General features: G+C 67.6%; 17 protein-coding genes. 9 read left to right on the top strand and 8 right to left on the bottom strand.

What is annotated here, in order from left to right:
- The first annotated feature begins 7 nt into the window (after positions 1 to 7).
- Genes J8847_RS05595 through J8847_RS05565 form a run of 7 tightly spaced genes read left to right on the top strand, consistent with a single transcriptional unit; the run spans position 8 to position 9,623 of the window.
- Positions 8 to 1,324, top strand: a complete 1,317-nt coding sequence (locus J8847_RS05595; protein ID WP_211523697.1) for an aspartate aminotransferase family protein — start codon at positions 8 to 10, stop codon at positions 1,322 to 1,324.
- Between the two features lie 5 nt (positions 1,325 to 1,329).
- Positions 1,330 to 2,823 carry a CoA-acylating methylmalonate-semialdehyde dehydrogenase gene (locus J8847_RS05590; protein ID WP_211523696.1) on the top strand — a complete coding sequence of 498 codons (1,494 nt, stop codon included), beginning with the start codon at positions 1,330 to 1,332 and terminating at the stop codon, positions 2,821 to 2,823.
- Between the two features lie 15 nt (positions 2,824 to 2,838).
- The gene (locus tag J8847_RS05585) at positions 2,839 to 4,215 is read left to right on the top strand and encodes an NAD(P)-dependent oxidoreductase (RefSeq protein ID WP_211523695.1); all 1,377 of its coding nucleotides are present in this window, start codon (positions 2,839 to 2,841) and stop codon (positions 4,213 to 4,215) included.
- On the top strand, positions 4,203 to 5,492 hold the full coding sequence (preA, locus tag J8847_RS05580) for an NAD-dependent dihydropyrimidine dehydrogenase subunit PreA (RefSeq protein WP_211523694.1): 1,290 nt from the start codon (positions 4,203 to 4,205) through the stop codon (positions 5,490 to 5,492). Before J8847_RS05585 ends, preA begins: the two co-directional genes overlap by 13 nt.
- Position 5,493: 1 nt before the next feature.
- Positions 5,494 to 6,963, top strand: coding sequence for an NCS1 family nucleobase:cation symporter-1 (locus J8847_RS05575; RefSeq protein WP_211523693.1), 1,470 nt, complete (start codon positions 5,494 to 5,496; stop codon positions 6,961 to 6,963).
- A gap of 15 nt (positions 6,964 to 6,978) precedes the next feature.
- Positions 6,979 to 8,373, top strand: coding sequence for a dihydropyrimidinase (gene hydA, locus J8847_RS05570; protein WP_211523692.1), 1,395 nt, complete (start codon positions 6,979 to 6,981; stop codon positions 8,371 to 8,373).
- An 11-nt stretch (positions 8,374 to 8,384) separates the two neighbouring features.
- Complete coding sequence (locus J8847_RS05565; RefSeq protein ID WP_211523691.1) at positions 8,385 to 9,623, top strand: Zn-dependent hydrolase; 1,239 nt, start codon at positions 8,385 to 8,387, stop codon at positions 9,621 to 9,623.
- Here the strand turns inward: J8847_RS05565 and J8847_RS05560 are convergent, their stop codons facing one another.
- The 3 genes from J8847_RS05560 to J8847_RS05550 form a co-directional block, all read right to left on the bottom strand.
- Complete coding sequence (locus J8847_RS05560; RefSeq protein WP_211523690.1) at positions 9,624 to 11,063, bottom strand: CitMHS family transporter; 1,440 nt, start codon at positions 11,061 to 11,063, stop codon at positions 9,624 to 9,626. It abuts the gene before it with no gap.
- Positions 11,064 to 11,191: 128 nt separating this feature from the next.
- Positions 11,192 to 12,610, bottom strand: a complete 1,419-nt coding sequence (locus J8847_RS05555) for a sensor histidine kinase (RefSeq protein ID WP_211523689.1) — start codon at positions 12,608 to 12,610, stop codon at positions 11,192 to 11,194.
- Positions 12,607 to 13,305 (bottom strand): response regulator, encoded by a 699-nt coding sequence (locus J8847_RS05550; protein WP_211523688.1) that lies wholly within the window; start codon positions 13,303 to 13,305, stop codon positions 12,607 to 12,609. Before J8847_RS05550 ends, J8847_RS05555 begins: the two co-directional genes overlap by 4 nt.
- Before the next feature lie 139 nt (positions 13,306 to 13,444).
- Between J8847_RS05550 and J8847_RS05545 the strand changes: the two genes are divergently transcribed.
- A complete protein-coding gene (locus J8847_RS05545) occupies positions 13,445 to 14,419 on the top strand; it encodes a tripartite tricarboxylate transporter substrate binding protein (RefSeq protein ID WP_211523687.1) in 975 nt (324 codons plus the stop codon).
- A 3-nt stretch (positions 14,420 to 14,422) separates the two neighbouring features.
- Here J8847_RS05545 and J8847_RS05540 read toward each other — a convergent pair whose 3' ends face one another.
- Positions 14,423 to 14,890 (bottom strand): Lrp/AsnC family transcriptional regulator, encoded by a 468-nt coding sequence (locus tag J8847_RS05540; protein WP_211523686.1) that lies wholly within the window; start codon positions 14,888 to 14,890, stop codon positions 14,423 to 14,425.
- Between the two features lie 124 nt (positions 14,891 to 15,014).
- On the opposite strand from J8847_RS05540, the gene J8847_RS05535 reads away from it, so the two are divergent.
- On the top strand, positions 15,015 to 18,554 hold the full coding sequence (locus J8847_RS05535) for an indolepyruvate ferredoxin oxidoreductase family protein (protein ID WP_229512530.1): 3,540 nt from the start codon (positions 15,015 to 15,017) through the stop codon (positions 18,552 to 18,554).
- Positions 18,555 to 18,575: 21 nt separating this feature from the next.
- Here J8847_RS05535 and J8847_RS05530 read toward each other — a convergent pair whose 3' ends face one another.
- The 4 genes from J8847_RS05530 to J8847_RS05515 form a co-directional block, all read right to left on the bottom strand.
- Positions 18,576 to 18,851 carry a hypothetical protein gene (locus tag J8847_RS05530; RefSeq protein WP_211523685.1) on the bottom strand — a complete coding sequence of 92 codons (276 nt, stop codon included), beginning with the start codon at positions 18,849 to 18,851 and terminating at the stop codon, positions 18,576 to 18,578.
- A gap of 129 nt (positions 18,852 to 18,980) precedes the next feature.
- Positions 18,981 to 19,310, bottom strand: a complete 330-nt coding sequence (locus tag J8847_RS05525) for a four-helix bundle copper-binding protein (protein WP_211523684.1) — start codon at positions 19,308 to 19,310, stop codon at positions 18,981 to 18,983.
- Between the two features lie 120 nt (positions 19,311 to 19,430).
- The gene (locus J8847_RS05520; protein ID WP_211523683.1) at positions 19,431 to 19,769 is read right to left on the bottom strand and encodes a copper-binding protein; all 339 of its coding nucleotides are present in this window, start codon (positions 19,767 to 19,769) and stop codon (positions 19,431 to 19,433) included.
- Positions 19,770 to 19,807: 38 nt separating this feature from the next.
- Complete coding sequence (locus tag J8847_RS05515; RefSeq protein ID WP_211523682.1) at positions 19,808 to 21,199, bottom strand: multicopper oxidase family protein; 1,392 nt, start codon at positions 21,197 to 21,199, stop codon at positions 19,808 to 19,810.
- Between the last annotated feature and the right edge of the window lie 5 nt (positions 21,200 to 21,204).

Here is a 21,204-nt window from a genome sequence, read left to right as displayed (position 1 = left end):
AGACCGCATGAACGAGTCCAGGCCCCAGTCGATGTCCTCATTTTGGATGCCATTCACGAACAACCGCGACTTCAAGACCAGTCCGCGCCTGCTCGTGTCGGCCGAAGGGATGTATTACCGCGATGTCGACGGCAATCCCATCCTCGACGGCACCGCCGGGCTGTGGTGCGTGCCCTGCGGCCACGCCCAGCCGCGCATCACCGAGGCGATCGCCACCATGGCCGGCCAGCTGGATTTCGCGCCGACCTTCCAGATGGGGCACCCGGCGGCCTTCGAGCTGGCCGAACAGCTGATGGACTACACGGGCCACAAGTTCGGCCACGTCTTCTACACCAACTCCGGCTCCGAGGCGGTCGACACCGCGCTCAAGATGGCGCTGGCTTACCACAAGGCGCGCGGGGAGGGCGGACGCACCCGCCTGATCGGCCGCGAGCGCGGCTACCACGGGGTCGGCTTCGGCGGGCTGTCGGTGGGCGGCATCGGTCCCAACCGCAAGCAGTTCGGCCCGCTGCTGCCCGGCGTCGACCACCTGCCGCATACCCACAACCTGCTCAAGAACGCCTTCTCGCGTGGCGAGCCGGACTTCGGCGTGGAGCTGGCGGACGAACTGGAACGCCTGGTGGCGCTGCACGACGCCTCGACCATCGCGGCCGTCATCGTCGAGCCGGTGTCGGGATCGACCGGGGTGCTGGTGCCGCCCAAGGGCTATCTGAAGCGCCTGCGCGAACTCTGCGACAAGCACGGCATCCTGCTGATCTTCGACGAAGTCATCACCGGCTTCGGCCGCCTGACCACGCCCTTCGCCAGCGATTACTTCGGGGTCGAACCGGACATGATGACGGTCGCCAAGGGCCTGACCAATGCCGCCGTGCCGATGGGCGCCGTGTTCTCCAAGCGCCACATCCACGACGCCGTCATGGACGCGCCGGCGGGCATCGAACTGTTCCACGGCTATACCTATTCCGGCCATCCGCTGGCCTGCGCGGCCTCGCTGGCCACGCTCGAGGTGTTCCGCGAGCAGGGCATCCTCGACAACGCCCGCGAGATGCAGCCTTACTTCGAGGACGCGCTGCATGCGCTGCGCGGCCTGCCGCATGTGATCGACCTGCGCTCGATCGGCCTGGTCGGCGGCATCGAGCTGGAATCCATCCCCGGCAAGCCCGGTGCGCGCGCCTACAGCGCGCTCAAGAAGGCCTTCGCGGACGGCCTCCTGATCCGCACCACCGGCGACATCATCGCGCTGTCGCCGCCGCTCGTCCTGGGCAAGCAGCACATCGACGAATTGTTCGGCAAGCTGGCTACCGTCCTGAAGAACCTGGATTAAGACCTATGACCTTCATCTCGCATTTCATCAACGGCCAGCAGCTCGAGCGGCCCAGCCTGCGCCAGGCCGATGTCTACAACCCGGCGCGCGGCGCGCCTTGCGCCACCGTGGCGCTGGCGGACCACGAGGACGTCGACGCGGCCGTGGGCGCCGCCCATGCGGCTTTCCCGGCCTGGGCGGCGACGCCGCCGCTGCAGCGGGCGCGGGTGCTGTTCAACTACCTGCAACTGTGCCGCGCGCATACCGACGAATTCGCGGCCCTGGTCACGCGCGAACACGGCAAGACCTTCGCTGACGCCCAGGGCGAAGTGGCGCGCGGGATCGAAGTCGTGGAATTCGCGGTCGGCATCCCGCAGCTGCTCAAGGGCGAGTTCACCGACCAGATCGCACGCGGCATCGATGCCTGGTCGATGCGCCAGCCGCTGGGCGTGGTGGCCGGCATCACGCCCTTCAACTTCCCGGTGATGGTGCCGATGTGGATGTTCCCGATCGCGATCGCCTGCGGGAATACCTTCGTGCTCAAGCCGTCGGAGCGCGATCCCTCGGCCTCCTTGCTGCATGCGCGCCTGCTCAAGGAAGCGGGGCTGCCGGACGGGGTGTTCAACGTGGTCCAGGGCGACAAGGTGGCGGTCGATGCGCTGCTCGACCATCCCGATGTGCAGGCGGTCAGCTTTGTCGGTTCGACCCCGATTGCCGAATACATCTACGCGCGCGGTTCCGCCAAGGGCAAGCGCGTGCAGGCCCTGGGCGGCGCCAAGAACCATATGGTGGTGATGCCCGACGCCGACATGACGATGGCCGTCGACGCCCTGATCGGCGCCGCCTACGGCTCTGCGGGCGAGCGCTGCATGGCCATCTCCGTCGCGGTAGCGGTGGGCGAGGCGGGCGACCGCCTGGTGGCGGCGCTGGCCGAGCGCACGGCCCGGCTGAAGATCGGCGACGGCATGGAGGACGGCGCCGAGATGGGGCCGGTGATCACCAGGGCCGCCAAGGAGCGCATCGAGCGCCTGATCGGCCAGGGCGTGGAACAGGGCGCGACACTCGTCGTGGACGGGCGCGGCCACCAGGTCGCGGGCTGCGAGAAAGGCTTCTTCGTGGGCGGCACCCTGTTCGACCACGTCAAGCCGGACATGACGATCTACAAGGAAGAGATCTTCGGGCCGGTGCTGTGCGTGGTGCGCCTGCCGGACGTGGGCAGCGCCGTGGAACTCATCAACGCCAACGAATACGGCAACGGCGTCGCCATCTTCACCCGCGACGGCGGCGTGGCGCGCGAGTTCGTGCGCCAGATCGAAGTGGGCATGGTGGGCGTAAACGTGCCGCTGCCGGTGCCGATGGCCTTCAACAGCTTCGGCGGCTGGAAACGCAGCCTGTTCGGCGACCACCATGCCTACGGCCCCGAGGGCGTGCGCTTTTACACGCGCCACAAGGCGGTGATGCAGCGCTGGCCGGACAGCGCCAGTTCCGGACCGCAGTTCGCTTTCCCGCAGATGAAATAGACATAAGGGACGCCTATGCTCGACTCACTCCAACACTTGCCGTCCGCCGCCGGTTCGAGCAGCGAACTGGCCGCCCAGTTCACCGACCTGGCCCCGCCGCTCACCGCGCGCCAGGCGGCGGTCGAGGCGGCCCGCTGTCTCTATTGCTACGACGCGCCCTGCATGAACGCCTGCCCCACCGATATCGACGTGGCCGGCTTCATCCGCAATATCCATGAGCAGAACATCGATGGCGCCGCCTACGGCATCCTGAAGGCCAACATCTTCGGCGGCAGCTGCTCGCGCGTCTGCCCGACCGAGATCCTGTGCGAGAACGCCTGCGTGCGCAACAACCCGGCCGAGCGCGAGCCGGTGCGCATCGGGCTGCTGCAGCGCTACGCCATCGATCATGCCCATTTCAATGGCCACCCGTTCCAGCGCGCCCCGTCCACCGGCAAGGTGGTGGCCGTGGTCGGCGCGGGGCCGGCGGGCCTGTCCTGCGCCCACCGCCTGGCCATGCTGGGCCACGACGTGGTCGTGTACGAGGCGCGCGAGAAGGCGGGCGGCCTGAACGAATACGGCATCGCCAGGTACAAGCTGCCGGGCGACTTCGCCCAGGCGGAGGTGGACTTCCTGCTGGCCATCGGCGGCATCGAGATCGCCCACGGCCGCAAGCTGGGCGTGAACCTGAGCCTGGCCGAGCTGCACACCCGCTACGACGCGGTCTTCCTCGGGATCGGCCTGGGCGCCAGCCGCGCACTCGGCCTGACGGGCGAGGATGCGCCTGGCCTGATGGCGGCGATCGACTATATCGCCGCGCTGCGCCAGGCGAGCGACCTGGCCAGCCTGCCGGTGCCGCGCCGCGCCATCGTCATCGGCGCGGGGAATACGGCGATCGACATGGCGGTGCAGATCAAGCGCCTGGGCGCGGCGGAGGTGACCCTGGTGTACCGGCGCGGCATGGAATCCATGAGCGCGACCGGCCACGAAATCGAGATCGCCAAGGCCAACCAGGTCCAGATTCGCACCTGGGCCGCGCCGCTGGAGGTGCTGCTGGACGACACCGCCAAGGTGGCCGGCATGCGCTTCGAGCAGACCCGCATCGAGGACGGCCGGCTGGTGCGCACCGGCGGCTATCTCGAGATCGCGGCGGACGCGGTGTTCAAGGCCATCGGCCAGGGCATGAGCGAAGAGGGGCTACAGGAGCCGCTGGCGCGGGAACTGTCGCGCGAGGGCGAGCGCATCTGGATCGACGAGCGCTTCCGCACCGCGCTGCCCGGCATCTACGCCGGCGGCGATTGCGTGGCGCCGGGTCAGGACCTGACGGTGCAGGCGGTCCAGCATGGCAAGCTGGCAGCGCTCTCCATTCACAACGATATCCAATCGACATCGGAGGCAGCATGGCCGACCTGAGCATCGACTTCTGCGGCATCAAGTCGCCGAACCCGTTCTGGCTGGCCTCGGCGCCGCCGACCGACAAGGCCTACAACGTCGTGCGCGCCTTCGAGGCCGGCTGGGGCGGGGTGGTCTGGAAGACCCTGGGAGAAGATCCGCCGGCGGTCAACGTCTCCTCGCGCTATTCGGCCCACTACGGCAAGAACCGCGAAGTCCTCGGCTTCAACAACATCGAGCTGATCACCGACCGCAGCCTGGAGATCAACCTGCGCGAAATCACGCAGGTGAAAAAGGACTGGCCGGACCGGGCCCTGGTCGTGTCCCTGATGCTGCCCTGCGAGGAAGCGCCCTGGGCCGCCATCCTGCCCCTGATCGAGGCCACCGGCGCCGACGGCATCGAGCTGAATTTCGGCTGCCCGCACGGCATGCCGGAGCGCGGCATGGGCGCGGCCGTGGGACAGGTGCCGGACTACGTGCAGATGGTGACCGCCTGGTGCAAGAAGCACACGCGCCTGCCGGTGATCGTCAAACTGACGCCCAACATCACCGATGTGCGCGCCCCAGCCCGGGCCGCGCTGGCTGGCGGCGCCGATGCCGTCTCCCTGATCAACACCATCAATTCCATCACCCACCTCGACCTGGACCGCATGGTGGCTTTCCCGGTGGTCGGCGGCGCCAGCACCCACGGCGGCTACTGCGGCTCGGCGGTCAAGCCGATCGCGCTCAACATGGTGGCCGAGATCGCACGCGACCCGGCGACGCGCGGCTTGCCGATCTCCGGCATCGGCGGCATCGGCAGCTGGCGCGACGCGGCCGAGTTCATCGCCCTGGGCGCGGGCTGCGTGCAGGTATGCACGGCGGCCATGCTGCATGGCTTCCGCATCGTCGAGGAAATGAAGGATGGCCTGGCGCGCTGGATGGACAGCAAGGCTTACGCGGACATCGCCGCCTTCTCCGGCAAGGCGGTGCCCAATACCACCGACTGGAAATACCTGGACATGAATTACCAGGTAATCGCCCGGATCGACCAGGACAAGTGCATCCAGTGCGGCAAATGCTACGTGGCCTGCGAGGACACCTCGCACCAGGCCATCGCCCGCGCCGTCGACGGGGCCGGCAAGCGGCGCTACGAGGTCATCCGCGACGAATGCGTGGGCTGCAACCTGTGCGAGATCACCTGCCCGGTTGAGGCCTGCATCACGATGGTGCCGCAGCAGACCGGCAAGCCCTATATGAACTGGACCGAGGATCCGCGCAATCCCCGTGCGGAGACGGCTGCGGCGAAGGTGGCCTGATATGAGCCACAGCGCCGAACTCTGGAACGCCGACCTGGCCCCCACCACGGCCGCGCAGCGCACCTGGCGCTGGTACCATTTCGCGGCCCTGTGGGTGGGGATGGTGATGTGCATCCCGGCCTATACCCTGTCGGCCAGCCTGATCGACGCCGGCATGTCGGGCTGGCAGGCCGTGTTCACGGTCTTCCTGGCCAACGCCATCGTGCTCGTGCCGATGCTGCTGATCGGCCACGCCGGCACCAAGTACGGGATTCCCTACGCCGTGCTGGCGCGCACTTCCTTCGGCACGCGCGGCGCCCGGCTGCCGGCGCTGATGCGCGCCATCGTCGCCTGCGGCTGGTACGGCATCCAGACCTGGTTCGGCGGCAGCATGATTTATACGCTGCTGGGGGTGATGAACGGCGCGCCCATCGGCGGCGAGCCGCTGCCGGGGCTGGGCATCAACCTGGGCCAGCTGGCCTGCTTCCTGGCTTTCTGGGCGATCCAGGTCTGGTTCATCGTGCACGGCATCGAATCGATCCGCAAGCTGGAGACCTATACGGCGCCATTAAAGATCGCGATCTGCTTCTTGCTGCTGTGGTGGGTGTATGACAAAGCGGGCGGCTTCGGACCGCTGCTGGACCGTCCTTCGGAATTCGCCCCGGGCGGCAAGAAGGCGGGGCAGTTCTGGCAGGTGTTCTGGCCCTCGCTGACGGCCATGGTCGGATTCTGGGCGACCCTGGCGCTGAACATCCCCGACTTCACCCGCTTCGCCCGCAGCCAGCGCGACCAGGTGGTCGGCCAGAGCGTCGGCCTGCCGCTGCCCATGGGGCTGCTGGCGGCGCTGGCCGTGATCGTGACCTCGGCCACCGTGGTCTTGTACGGCAAGGCCTTGTGGGACCCGGTCGACCTGGCCAGCCGCATGACCGGCATCGCGGTGCTGGTGGCGCTGATCGTGCTGCTGGTGGATACGGTCAGCGTGAACCTGGCGGCCAACCTGGTCGGCCCGGCCTACGACTTCTCGGCGCTGGCGCCCAGGCGCATCAGCTACCGTACCGGCGGCTACATCACGGCCGGGCTGGCGCTGGCCATGATGCCCTGGAAGATCCTGGAATCGACCCAGAACTACATCTTCACATGGCTGGTCGGCTATTCGGCCCTGCTGGGGCCCATCGCGGGCATCCTGATCGTCGACTACTACCTGATCCGCAAGACGGAGCTGGATGTCGCCCAGATGTACCGCGAGGACGGGATCTACGCATACAGGAATGGCTGGAACATGGCGGCCGTCCTCGCCTTCGTGCTCGGCGTGCTGCCGAACATTCCCGGCTTCCTGAACGCGGCCTTCCCCGACGCCTTCCCGGGCGTGGGCGAGACCTTCAAGACCATCTATACCTATGCCTGGTTCGTCGGCCTCGCCATCGCGGCGCTGGTGTACGGAACCATGATGAAGGCGCGCGCCGTGCCGGCGCTGGCGGCCCCACAACCTTAACCCGAGGGAGCTCGTATGACCGTGATTATCCGTGGCGGTACCGTGGTAAACGCCGACCGGGCGCACCAAGCCGACGTGCTGTGCGAAGGCGACAAGATCGTCGCCGTGGGAGAGAACCTGGAAGCCCCCGGCGGCGCCAAGGTAATCGACGCGCGCGGACAGTACGTGATGCCGGGCGGGATCGACACCCACACCCACATGCAGCTGCCCTTCATGGGCACGGTCACCGCCGACGATTTCTACACCGGCACCGCGGCCGGCCTGGCGGGCGGCACGACCACCATCATGGACTTCGTGATTCCCGACCCCAGGCAGTCGCTGCTCGAAGCCTTCCATACCTGGCGCGGCTGGGCGCGCAAGGCGGCCAGCGACTACACCTTCCACGTGGCCGTCACCTGGTGGGACGCCTCGGTGCACGAAGAGATGGGGGTGCTGGTGCGCGAGCACGGCGTCAACAGCTTCAAGCACTTCATGGCCTACAAGAACGCCATCATGGCGGACGACGAGACCTTGGTGAAGAGCTTCCGCCGCGCCCTGGAGCTGGGCGCGATCCCGACCGTGCATGCGGAAAACGGCGAACTGGTCTACCAGCTGCAGCAGGAACTGCTGGCCAAGGGCATGCGCGGCGCCGAGGCGCATCCGCTGTCGCGCCCACCGGAAGTAGAAGCGGAGGCGGCCAACCGCGCCATCGCCATCGCCAACGTGCTCGGCACGCCGGTCTACATCGTCCACGTGTCCTGCGCCGAATCGCTCGACGCCATCACCCGCGCCCGCGCACGCGGCCAGCGCGTGTATGGCGAAGCGCTGGCCGGCCACCTGGTGATCGACGACAGCGTCTACCGCCACCCGGACCCGGAGTTCGCGCGCGGCCACGTCATGAGCCCGCCGTTCCGCAGCAGCCACCACCAGCAGGCGCTGTGGCAGGGCCTCCAGGGCGGCAACCTGCACACGACCGCGACCGACCATTGCACCTTCTGCGCGGCCCAGAAGGCGGCCGGCAAGGACGACTTCACCAAAATCCCGAACGGCTGCGGCGGCGTCGAGGAGCGCATGGCCGTGGTCTGGGATGCCGGCGTCGGCAGCGGGCGGCTGACTCCGTCGGAGTTCGTGCGGGTGACTTCGACCAATGCGGCCCAGATCTTCAACATGTACCCGCGCAAGGGCCTGGTGGCGGCGGGGGCGGATGCCGACATCGTGGTCTGGGACCCGGAAGGCAAGCGCACCATCTCGGCCGCGACCCAGCATTCGAAGGGCGGCTTCAATGTATTCGAGGGCCGTACCGTGCGCGGCATCCCGACCCATACCATCGCCGCCGGCAAGCTGGTGTTCGAGCGCGGCGAGCTGCGCGCCGAGGAGGGCGCCGGACGCTACGTGACCCGCCCGGCCTTTTCGGCTGTGTCCGCGTCCTGAGGGGAGCTGAGATGAACGAATTGCGTATCGACGGCAAGCGCCTGTGGGCCTCGCTGATGGAACTGGCCCGGATCGGCGCGACGGAAAAGGGCGGCGTCAAGCGCCTGGCCCTGACGGATCTCGACCGCCAGGGCCGTGACCTGGTGGTGAGCTGGGGCCGGGAAGCGGGCATGACGGTCACCATCGACCAGATCGGCAATGTCTTCATGCGCCGCGAAGGCCGCAACCCGGCCTTGCCGCCCGTCGTCACCGGCAGCCACATCGACACCCAGCCGACCGGCGGCAAGTTCGACGGCAACTACGGGGTGCTGGCCGGGCTGGAAGTGGTGCGCACCCTGAACGATTCGCAGATCCAGACCGAGGCGCCGATCGAGGTCGCGTTCTGGACCAACGAGGAAGGCTCGCGCTTCGTGCCGGTGATGATGGGTTCGGGCGTGTTCTGCGGCGCCTTCAGCCTGGAGACGGCCTATGCGGCCCGCGATACCGAGGGCAAGAGCGTGGGCGAGGAACTGGAGCGGATCGGCTACCGCGGCGACGAAGTCCCGGGCCGCCACCCGATCGGCGCCTATTTCGAGACCCATATCGAGCAGGGGCCGGTGCTGGAGGATGCGGGCAAGGTGATCGGCGTGGTGCCGGCGGTGATGGGCCTGTCGTGGTACGACTGCCTTGTTTCCGGGATGGAAGCCCACGCCGGACCGACGCCGATGGGCTTGCGGCGCGACGCGCTGCAGGTGGCCACCATCGTCATGCAGGAAGTGGTGAGGATCGCCAACCGCTATCCGCCCTACGGCCGCGGGACGGTGGGAATGGTGCAGGTGTTCCCCAACAGCCGCAACGTCATTCCCGGCCAGGTCAAGTTCAGCATCGACCTGCGCAACGTGAGCGACGAACTGCTCAACACCATGCACGAGGAGATGCTGGCCTTCGTGGCGCAGACGCGCCGGGAAACCGGATTGGGGATCGAGGTGGAGCGGGTGTCCTATTATCCGCCTTGCCCCTTCCACCCGGACTGCGTGGGCGCGGTGCGCAAGGCAACGGAAAAGCTGGGCTACTCGACCATGGACGTCGTGTCCGGCGCCGGCCACGACGCCATCTACGCCGCCCGGGTGGCCCCGTCAGGCATGATCTTCGTCCCCTGCAAGGACGGGATCAGCCACAACGAAATCGAGGACGCGCAGCCGGATCATCTGGAAGCCGGCTGCAACGTCCTCCTGCATGCGATGCTGGAAAGAGCGGGGATCGCGCGCTGATCAGAGATTCCCGACCAGCGGGATCACACCGAAGACCACGGCAGCGACCAGCAGGACCAGCGAGGCTGTGATCGACCACTTCAGGGTGAAGCGCTGGTGGTCGCCGAATTCGACCTTGGCCATGCCGACCAGCAGGTAGGTCGAGGCGACCAGGGGGCTGAGCAGGTGGACCGGCTGGCCGATCAGCGAGGCGCGGCCGATTTCCGCCGGGCTGATGCCGTACACGGCGGCGGCCTTGGCCAGGATCGGCACGATGCCGAAGTAGAAGGCGTCGTTCGAGATGAAGAAGGTGAAGGGAATGCTCAGCAGACCAGTCACGATGGCCAGGTAAGGACCCATCCAGTCCGGCACGGCGGCGATCACGCTGAGGGCGATGGCGTCCACCATCTTGGTGCCCTGCAGGATGCCGACGAATATGCCGGCGGCGAAGATCAGCGACACGACCGGCACCGCATTGACCGCGTGCGCCGCGATCCGCTCCTTCTGGTCTTCCAGGCGCGGATAGTTGATCATCAGTGCGATCGCGAAGAAGATCATGAACAGCGCCGGCAGCGGCAGGGCGCCCTTGATCAGCAAGCCAAGCAGCAGGGCCGTGAGCGCGAAGTTCACCCAGATCAGTTTCGGACGTGCGAAGGCCGGATCGGAAACCGTGGTGTCGGTTTCCCTGGCCTGGACGGTGCTGTCCTCACCAATTGAGCTTGCATGGGCGATCCACTGGCCGGTGGTGCCGTCCATCTCGCCGGACGCCGCGAGGCTGGCCTGGGCGGGCTTCAGGACGCTGACGTTGGCCGCCTGCTTGATGCTGGCCTGGGCGGCCAGCCGCACCTTGCCGATGCGGGCGCGCTCATTCTTGCCCAGCACGTAGGCGACGAACAGCACCCAGCAGACGCCCGCGACCATCGGCAGGATCATGGGAACGAAGATGGTGCTCACGTCCACGCCCAGCGCGCTGGCGGCGCGCGCCGTCGGGCCGCCCCAGGGCAGGATGTTGAAGACGCCGCCGGCCAGCATGATCACGCAGGCGAGGATCAGCTGGTTCATGCCGAGGCGCTTGTACAGGGGCAGCATGGCCGCGACCGTGATCATGTAGGTGGTGGCGCCGTCGCCGTCGAGCGACACGAACATGGCCAGCACCGCGGTGCCGACCACGATCTTGACCGGATCGCCCTGGACCAGGGTCACGATGCGGCGGATCAGCGGGTCGAACAGGCCGGCATCGATCATGATGCCGAAGTACAGGATCGCGAACATCAGCATGACGCCGGTCGGCGCCAGGTTCTTGATCCCGGTGAGCATCATCGGGCCCAGCTCCGCGCCGAAGCCGCCGATCAGGCCGAAGGCGATGGGCACGACGATCAGTGCGACCATGGCCGGCAGGCGCTTGGTCATGATCAGGAACATGAACACGATGATCATCGAGTATGCCAGGATGGTCAGCATGGGATTCTCCTCAGAAGTGCTGCGTTGCAGCTGTCGTCAATAGTTCTTATTGGCCGGCGGATCTGGGGTGAATGGTTCGGCGCAGTCCCGGCCTTGTTGCGCCAACTATAGGCGGGGCTGGCTTTCAGTTAGCTTTCAGTGCGGCGAAAAAACAGGACGCTGACTTTCAGGCCGTGGGAGTGGGGGGCGCGTTCGAGCGCCAGGGTGGCGCCGTGCATGGTGGCGATGTCGCGCACGATGGCCAGGCCCAGGCCGGTGCCGCCGGGGTTGGCCTCCAGGCTTGCCTGGGCGCGGTAGAAGGGCATGAAGACCTTTTCCATTTCGGCGTCAAGGATGCCCGGCCCGCTGTCGGTCACCTCTAGCAGGACGCCGGTCTCCGTCCGCGCCACGCGCAGCTGCACGCTTCCTCCTGGCGGCGTGTAGCGGATGGCGTTGTCGGCCAGGTTGGACACCAGCTCGTGCAGCAGGAGTTCCTGTCCATGGACGGTGGTGTCGGCGCCATCCTCGGCCTCCAGCGCCAGGTCGATCCCTTTCTGCACCGCCAGCGGCGCCAGCTCCAGCCCGACCTGGCCGGCCACGGCCGCCAGCGAAACGGGGACGCTGGCCACGCTCCCGCTGCCATGCTCGATGCGGGCCAGGGTCAGGAGGCGGTTGGCCAGGTGGATGGCGGAATCGGTGGTGCCGGCGATCGAGCGCACGATGGCGCGCATGGCGGCCGGATCGTCCTCGCGCAGGGCCAGCTCGGCCTGGGTCTTGAGCACCGTGAGCGGCGTGCGCAGCTGGTGCGAAGCGTCGGCGATGAAGCGGCGCTGGCTGGCGATCAGGTTCTGCATGCGCGTCATGGCGCCGTTCATGGCCGTCACCAGCGGCCGCACTTCCTTGTGCACCAGGGCCGGATCGACATCGGACAGGTCGGACAGCGAACGCGTCTCGACCTCGGTCTTGAGCGCCATGAGGGGGCGCAGCACCAGGCGCACCGCGAACCACACCAGGGTCGCCACCGCCAGTACCAGCAGGGCCTGGCGCCACAGCGTATTGAGCAGGATCCGGCGCGACAGCGCGCGCCGGGCGTCGAGCGTCTCGCCCACCTGGATCAGGGCGATGCCGCGCATCGAATCGTCGAACACCGGCTGGTGCAGGGCCGCGATGCGCACCGGTTCGCCGTTGTACTCGGCATGGTAGAAGCGCACCAGGGCAGGGTAGAGGTCGGAGCGCGGCACGCCCTCCGGCACCGGCGGCAGGTCGTCGTAGCCGGAGACGGTTTCCCCGTTCGGCCCGGTGACCTTGTAGTAGATGCGGCCCAGGGTGTCGGTCTCGAAGCTGTCCAGGGCGACGTAGGGCACGTCGGCCACCACCTTGCCGCCGCGTACCGAGACCCGCTCGGCGAGGGCGCGGGTGGAGGCCAGCAGGGAACGGTCGTAGGCGATGTCGCCGGCCTCCAGCGCGTCGCGGTAGAGCGACACGGCATTGACGGCGACCAGCGCCACCAGCGGCAGGATCAGCCAGCGCAGCAGCTGGTTGCGCAGGCTGCCGGGCGCCTTTCTCAAGCCTGGCGCTCCTGCAGCAGGTAGCCGATGCCGCGCAAGGTCACGATCGCGGCGTTGCCGTCGGCGCGGCGCTCCAGCTTCTTGCGGATGCGGTGGATGTAGAGCTCGATGGCGTCGACGTTGGCGTCGTCGACCAGGGCGAAGACTTCGTCGAACAGCTTGTCTTTCGAGAGAGCGCGCCCCGGGCGTGCGATCAGCGCTTCCAGCACGGCATGCTCGCGCGGCGTCAGGGCCAAGGGCTCGCCGCAGTAGTGGAACATGCGCGAGACGGTGTCGAAACTGAGGCCGCCGCAGCGCTGCACCAGGTTCTCGTTGCCGCCGCCGCCGAAGCGGCGCCGCAGCAGCGCCTTGACGCGCGCCTCCAGCTCCGCCAGTTCGAAGGGCTTGGCCAGGTAGTCGTCGGCGCCCAGGTTCAGGCCCTGCACCTTTTCCTCCAGGCCGCCGCGCGCGGTCAGGATCAGCACCGGCGTGCCGCCGCGCGCGCCGCCGCGCGCGCGCAGGCGGCGCAGCACGTCCAGCCCGTCCATCTTGGGCAGGGTCAGGTCCAGGATCACCAGGGCGTAGTCCTGGGTGTGCAGCAGGGCGTCGGCGTCGGCGCCCGTGGCCGCGCATTCGACGGTGAGGTTGGCGTCGCGCAGGGCCTTGGATACCCAGTGCTGCAGCTCGACGTGGTCTTCGACTAGCAGGATTCTCATCGCGCCAGTGTAAGCGCAAAATCCGCGCGCCGGGGCCTCCGGCGGGCCGATAAGGGATTTCCACAACGTCCGGGAAGCCTGAAAGCGAACTGAAAGCCTGGCCGCTGTACACTCGGCCGCCACGCGCTATGATGAGCCCATGAAGATGCTGCGCACCCTCCTGTTACCGCTTCTGGCGGCCGCCTGCTGGCAGGCCCAGGCCAGGCAGCCGGCCGCCGCCGAATGCCTGGTGCCGTCCAAGCCGGGCGGCGCCATGGACCTGACCTGCAAGCTGGCCCAGCATGCCTTGCCCGGCGAACCGGGCGCGCCCGCACTGAAGCTGAGCTACATGCCGGGCGGGGTGGGCGCCGTGGCCTGGCATACCCTGGTCTCGCAGCGCCGCAGCGAGCCGAACACCCTGGTCGCGTTTTCCGGCGGCTCGGTGCTGAACCTGGCGCGCGGCAAATTCGGCAAGGCCAGCGCCGACGACGTGCGCTGGGTCGCGGCCTTCGGCACCGACTACGGCATGATCGCCGTGCCTGCCGGCTCTCCGTACCGCTCGCTGGGCGAACTGCTCAAGGCGCTCAAGCGCGATCCGCGCCGCGTGCTGGTCGGCATGTCCGGCACCATCGGCAGCCAGGACTGGATGAAGATGGCGCTGCTGGTCCAGCAGGCCGGCGTCGAGCCGCGCAAGCTGCGTTTCGTGGCCCTGGAAGGCGGCGGCGAGCAATTCGTCGCCATGCAGGCCGGCCACGTCCAGGCGATTTCGGGCGACACCTCCGAAGCCCTGCTGTACGCCAGCCGCGGCCAGGTGAGGGTTCTGGCGGTGCTGTCCGAGCAGCGCCTGCCGGGCATCCTGGCCAGCGTGCCGACCGCGCGCGAGCAGGGCTACGACGTGGTGTGGCCGGTGATCCGCGGCGTGTGGATGGGGCCGGACGTGCCTGACGCCGATTACCGGCGCTGGGTCGCGGCCTTCGCCCACATGGAAACGCGTCCCGACTTCGCCCGCATGCGCCAGGAGGCGGGCCTGTATCCGTTCTCGCTCACCGGCGAGGCGCTGACCCGCTACGTCAAGCAGTCGATCGCCGACTACAACCGGCGCGCCATCCAGTTCAAGCTGGTGCGCGAGCGCTGACCGCTAGAGCGGCAGCGCGGTCTCGTACTTCACCTCGCGCAGCGCCACGCTGGTATTCACCTGCGAGACGCCGTTCAGCTTCACCATCACGTTGTGCAGGAAGTCGTGGTAGGCGTCCATGTCGGCCACCACCACCTTGACCAGGTAGTCCGAATTGCCCGTGGTCTCGTAGCACTCGACGACTTCCGGGCGCAGGCGCATCGCTTCCTCGAACTGCTCGACCACCCCTTCCGCATGGCGCAGCAGCGAGACGTGCAGCAGGCAGACCACCGCCAGCCCCAGCTTGCGGCGGTCGAGCAGGGCGGTGTAGCGCAGGATGACGCCGTTCTCTTCCAGGTCCTTCTGGCGGCGCCAGCAGGGGCTGGCCGACATGCCCACCTTCTCCGCCAACTCGTTCGAGGAAATCCTGCCGTTCTTCTGCAATTCGCACAGGATTTTCATCGATGCGTGATCCATCGACACGTTTTTCATATTTGAGGCCAGTTCTAGAAATGTTTTTGCAATTCTAGTACTGAAAACCGAAAAGATAGAAAAAATATTTCGCCCCGTGCGGCATATCCTTCTGTCATCTTTTCGACTCACACAATAAGAAAACATGGACACGACGATGGAGACCTCTGCGCCGATCCGGCTGGCAGACCCGGACTATGCGCTCACCGACAACCTGACCCGCCAGCAGGGCCGGGTGTTCCTGACCGGCACCCAGGCCCTGGTGCGCCTGCTGTGCATGCAGAAACGCTGCGACGAAGCGCAGCAGCTGAACACCGCCGGCTTCGTCAGCGGCTACCGCGGCTCGCCGCTGGGCGCGGTCGACCAGGAGCTGTGGCGCGCCCGCAAGCTGCTGGAACAGCACAAGGTCGAATTCCTCCCCGCGATCAACGAAGAGCTGGGCGCGACCGCGGTGATGGGCTCGCAGCAGGTCGAGGCCAACCCGACCCGCAAGGTCGACGGCGTGTTCGCCATGTGGTACGGCAAAGGGCCGGGCGTGGACCGCGCCGGCGACGCCCTCAAGCACGGCCATGTCTACGGCTCCTCGCCGCACGGCGGCGTGCTGGTCATCCTGGGCGACGACCACGGCTGCGTGTCCTCGTCCATGCCGCACCAGAGCGAACAGGCGCTGATGGCCTGGGGAATGCCGGTGATTAATCCCGCCAACATCCAGGAATACCTGGAGTTCGGCCTGTACGGCTGGGCCCTGTCGCGCTACACCGGCGCCTGGTGCGGCTTCAAGGCGATTTCCGAGACGGTGGAAGGCGGCGCGGTGGTCGAGCTGCCCGCCATGCCGCGCTTCGTCGCGCCGACCGACTACGCGCCGCCGCCGGACGGCCTGCACAACCGCTGGCCCGATTTGCCGGGCCTGGCGCTGGAGCAGCGCGTGGCCGCCAAGCTGGAGGCGGTGCAGGCTTTCGCCCGCGCCAACTCGATCGACCGCCTGGCGGTGCCTGCGCCGCAGGCCAGGATCGGCATCATCAGCGCCGGCAAGGCCTGGCTCGACCTGCTGGAAGCGCTGGAGCGCATGGGCCTGAGCCTGGAGAAGCTGGAAGCCCTGGGCGTGCGCCTGTACAAGCCGGGCCTGACCTATCCGCTCGAGCACACCCGCCTGGCGGCCTTCGCCGCCGGCCTGGACGAGATCCTGGTGGTGGAAGAGAAGGGCCCGGTCATCGAACAGCAGGTCAAGAACCTGTTCTACAACCTGCCGGCGGGGCAGCGACCCAGCGTGATCGGCAAGACCGACCCCGAGGGGCAGCCCCTGCTGTCGGCCCTGGGCGAACTGCGTCCCTCGCGCATCGCCCCGGTGCTGGTGCGCTGGCTGGCGCCGCGCTTCCCGCAGCTGGAGCTGGCGCGCATGCTGCCGGCTTTCTGCGCCGCAGAGCTGCCATCGAACAGCGCGGACGGCATCCGCCGCACGCCGTATTTCTGCTCCGGCTGCCCGCACAACACCTCGACCCGCGTGCCGGAAGGCAGCCGCGCCCTGGCCGGCATCGGCTGCCACTTCATGGCCACCTGGATGAAGCGCGACACCTACTACCTGTCGCAGATGGGCGGCGAGGGCGTCAGCTGGGCCGGTTCCGCGCCCTTCGTGGGCGAGAAGCACATCTTCCAGAACCTGGGCGACGGCACCTTCTACCATTCGGGCTCGCTGGCGATCCGCCAGGCCATCGCGGCCGGCATCGACATCACCTACAAGATCCTCTACAACGACGCCGTGGCGATGACCGGCGGCCAGCCGGTGGACGGCAGCCTGTCGGTGCCGCAGATCGTGCAGCAGGTCTGCAGCGAGGGCGCGAAGAAGGTCGTGGTGGTGACGGACGATCCCGGCCGCTACGAGGGCGTCAGCCTGGCGGCCGGCGTCACCGTGCACCACCGCGGCGAACTGGATGCGATCCAGCGCATGCTGCGTGAGATTCCCGGCGTGACGGTGCTGGTCTACGACCAGACCTGCGCCGCCGAAAAGCGCCGCCGCCGCAAGAAGAACACGCCGGACAAGACCGTGTTCCCGGACCCGGCGCGCCGCATGGTGATCAACCCGGCCGTGTGCGAAGGCTGCGGCGACTGCGGCGTGCAGTCCAACTGCCTGTCCATCCTGCCGCTGGAGACGGAACTGGGCCGCAAGCGCCAGATCGAGCAGTCTTCGTGCAACAAGGATTACTCCTGCGTCGAAGGCTTCTGCCCGAGCTTCGTCTCGGTGCTGGGCGGATCGCTGCGCAAGCCGGCCGGCGTATCGCTGTCGCTGGCCGACCTGGAGCAGGCGCTGTCGGCCTATCCGGCGCCGGCGGCGGATGCGCTGGCCAAGCCTTACGAGATCCTGGTGGCCGGCGTCGGCGGCACCGGCGTGGTCACCGTGGGCGCCCTGATCACCATGGCGGCCCACCTGGAAGGCAAGGGCGCCTCGACCCTGGACTTCATGGGCTTCGCGCAAAAGGGCGGGGCGGTGCTGTCGCATGTGCGGGTGGCGTCCTCGCCCGAGCGCCTGCACCAGGTGCGCATCGACCTGCGCCAGGCGGACGCGGTGTTCGCCTGCGACCTGGTGGTGGCGGCGATGCCGGACGGCCTGGCCGTGATGCGCGAGGGCCATACCCGCGTGGTCGCCAACGAATACGAAATCCCGACCGCCGACTTCACCCGCGAGCGCGATGCCACGATCAACAAGGACGGCCTGCTCGAGAAGCTCGGCAAGGCCGCCGGCGAGGCGAACCTGCTGCGCCTGAACGCCCAGCAGATCGCGGCGCGCTTCCTGGGCGACACCATCGGCAGCAACATCCTGCTGATGGGCTATGCCTGGCAGCAGGGCCTGGTGCCGGTGAGCCTGGCCGCATTGATGCGGGCGATCGAACTGAATGCGGTGGCGGTCGACATGAACAAGCGCGCCTTCATGCTGGGCCGCCTGGCCGCCGCGGACGAGAAGGCGCTCGACCGGCTCACCCAGACGCCCCAGGTCATCCAGTTCAGCGCCCCCAAGTCCCTGGCCGATACCGTCGCCTTCCGCGTCGATTGGCTGACCCGCTACCAGAACGCGGACTATGCGCGCCTGTACCAGGAAGCCGTGGCCGCCGTCGAGCAGCGCGAAGCGGCGCTGGAAGGCGCCGGTTCGCGCAAGCAGCTCAGCAAGATCGTGGCGCGCAACCTGTTCAAGGTGATGGCCTACAAGGACGAGTACGAAGTGGCGCGCCTGCATGCCGACCCTGTGTTCCGCGAGCAGATCGCGGCGCAGTTCGACGGCGACTACAAGCTGGCCTTCCACCTGGCGCCGCCGCTGCTGGCACGCCGCAAGCCGGGATCGGATGTGCCGGCCAAGATGCAGTTCGGCGCGTGGCTGATGCCGGTGTTCGGCGTGCTGGCCCGCTTCAAGGGCTTGCGCGGCACGGCTTTCGACGTGTTCGGCTATACCTACGAGCGCAAGCGCGAGCGCGCCATGCGCGACCGCTACCTCGGCTTCGTGCGCGATCTGGCGAGCGGCCTGAATGCGGAGAACAAGGACGCGGCGCTCAAGCTGGCGCAGTTGCCGGATGCGGTGCGCGGCTATGGCCACATCAAGGAAGCGGCCATGGATGCGATGGATGCGCAGTGGGCGGAGCTGATGGCGAACTACCGCCATCCTCCGGCGCGCGTCATCCAGATCAAGCGCCAGGCGTAATCGCCGGCCGGCACGGAAAGCTCAGTGCCGGCCGCGATCCCATCCGCGATGATGGCCGCGTCCGTGGTGGCCGCGCCAGTGATGATGGCCACCGCCGTGGTAGCGCGGGCCGCGGTCGTAGTACGAGAAGCCCAGGTCGAGGCTGACCGGCGGGTAGGCGTAGGCCGGACCGCCGCTGTAGCCATAGCCGCCATCGTAGGCCGAGTAGGGCGGCGCATACACGCAGCCGCCGAGGCCGGCTGCCAGCAGGAGCGAAATGACGAGGCGTTTCGCGACGCCTTTGGTCTGCGTTTTCATGGCAGCCTCCCCCGTGGACGTAAGGGACAATCAGGAACGATGACCCATTCTAGCGCCGCGTCCGCGCGGGATTCCAAGACGAATTTGTAAATAACTGCTACTAAGTAACAGCCACCTCCGGGCCTGGCCTCAGATGTGCTTTTCCCTGGCGTGCTTGTCGCATTCCGCGGCGCAACGTTCGCAGGCGGCCTGGCATTCCGCGCAGTGCTTGTGCATGGCCGCATGTTGGGCGCACTTGGCGGCGCAGGCGCGGCAGATGTGGGCGCACAGGGCGCAGAAGTCGCCGTGGTGGGCCGAGCCGCGCGCCAGCGCATTGATCGTGGCCGCGCAGATGTCGGCGCAGTCGAGGTTGACCGGTATGCAGTCTGTCGAGCCGTCACGGACGTCGCCGGCCACGCAGGCCTGGCAGGCCCGCAGCGCTTCCTGGCAGGCTTCGATACACGACTGCACATTTGCCATTTCAGATCCGCTCATCGCTTGCTCCTCATCGGGTCGGTAGGGTCCAATGGTAGCGCAAGGCCGGGACGCTGCTCGTTCGATTCCTGTATGAAAGTCGACGGCGGATCCGATGCTGCATCCTTACTGCGCAGCCTGGAGCTGGACTACGGTGAGGGCGCCGTTGACGCGGTCGGCGCTGAAGCGAACCTTGTCTCCAGCCTTCACCTGGTCCAACATCGCTGCGTCCTTCACGCGGAACACCATCGTCATCGGCGCCATGTTCAGGTTCTTCAACTCGCCGTGGCGCAGGGTGATCTTGCCGGTTTCCCTGTCGATCTTTTTAACCTCGCCGTCCGCCAGTTCGGCCGTGGCGGCCGGACGGGCGTGGCCGTCGCCGTCATGGCCGCCATGCTGGGCGAAGACGGCGGTGCAAGCCGCGCTCAGGACGAGCGCCGCGGCGATACGGGTGATTGCTTTCATGGTGATTCCTTTCGTTTGTCTCGGTGTTATTGGTCTGCTTAATGCTTGCCATGGTGACCGACGGGCTTGCGCACCTTGATCTCGACTTCCCTGGCATTCTTTGACGGCATCGCGTGGCCACCGTGATCGTGACTGCGCACGGCCGCCGGTGCTTCGCCCTTCCATTCGTAGGCGACGGTGCCGGCCGGGTGCCTGTACCAGCCCGGATCGCTGTAGTCGCCGCGCTTCTGGTCCTTGCGCACCTTCACCACGGTGAACATGCCGCCCATCTCGACGCCGCCGAAGGGGCCCTGGCCGGTCATCATCGGCAGGGTGTTTTCCGGCAGCGGCATCTCCATGTCGCCCATGGAACCGCCCTTGTCGCCCATGACCATGTAGTCCGGGACCAGCTTCGAGATCTTTTCCGCCACGCCGCGGTGGTCGACCCCGATCAGGTTCGGCACGTCGTGGCCCATGGCGTTCATGGTGTGGTGCGATTTGTGGCAGTGGAAGGCCCAGTCGCCCGGCGCATCGGCGATGAACTCGATCGCGCGCATCTGGCCCACCGCGATGTCGGTGGTGACCTCCGGCCAGCGCGACTCGGGCCGGGTCCAGCCGCCGTCCGTGCCGGTCACCTCGAACTCGTGGCCGTGCAGGTGGATCGGGTGGTTGGTCATGGTCAGGTTGCCGACACGGATGCGCACGCGGTCGTTCTGGCGCACGTTCATCGTGTCGATGCCCGGGAAGACGCGGCTGTTGAAGGTCCAGAGGTTAAAGTCCAGCATCTCGTTGACCTTCGGCGTGTAGCTGCCCGGGTCGATGTCGTAGGAACCCAGCAGGAACACGAAATCGCGATCGACGGCATGGTGGGCCGGGTTCTTCGGGTGCGTGACCCAGAAGCCCATCATGCCCATCGCCATCTGCACCATCTCGTCCGCATGCGGGTGGTACATGAAGGTGCCCGGCCGGCGCGCCACGAATTCGTAGACGAAGGTCTTGCCGGGCGCGATCGGCGGCTGGGTCAGGCCGGTGACGCCGTCCATGCCGTTCGGCAGGCGCTGGCCGTGCCAGTGGATGCTGGTGTTCTCCGGCAGCCGGTTGGTGACGAAGATGCGCACGCGGTCGCCCTCGACCACCTCGATGGTCGGGCCCGGGCTCTGGCCGTTGTAGCCCCACAGGTTGGCCTTCATGCCCGGGGCGATCTCGCGCACCACGGGTTCGGCGGTCAGGTGGAACTCCTTGACGCCATTGTTCATGCGCCAGGGCAGGGACCAGCCGTTCAGGGTGACGACCGGATTGTAGGGGCGGCCGTTGGGCGGCGGCGGAGGCGGCTGGGTGGCCGCGCTGTTCATGATCGGCGCTTCCGGCAGGGTGGCGGCGCCGGCGCGGCTCACCAGGCCCGCGCCCACCAGGGCGGCGGCGCCGGTAAAGAAATTGCGACGGGAAGTCATTGCTG

Origin of the sequence: Massilia sp. AB1 (assembly GCF_018119385.1) — a bacterium.
In the GTDB taxonomy this organism is placed as follows: Bacteria; Pseudomonadota; Gammaproteobacteria; order Burkholderiales; family Burkholderiaceae_D; genus Telluria.
The sequence above is the reverse complement of the archived record's forward strand: the minus strand, read 5'-3'. Positions and strand labels throughout refer to the sequence as shown.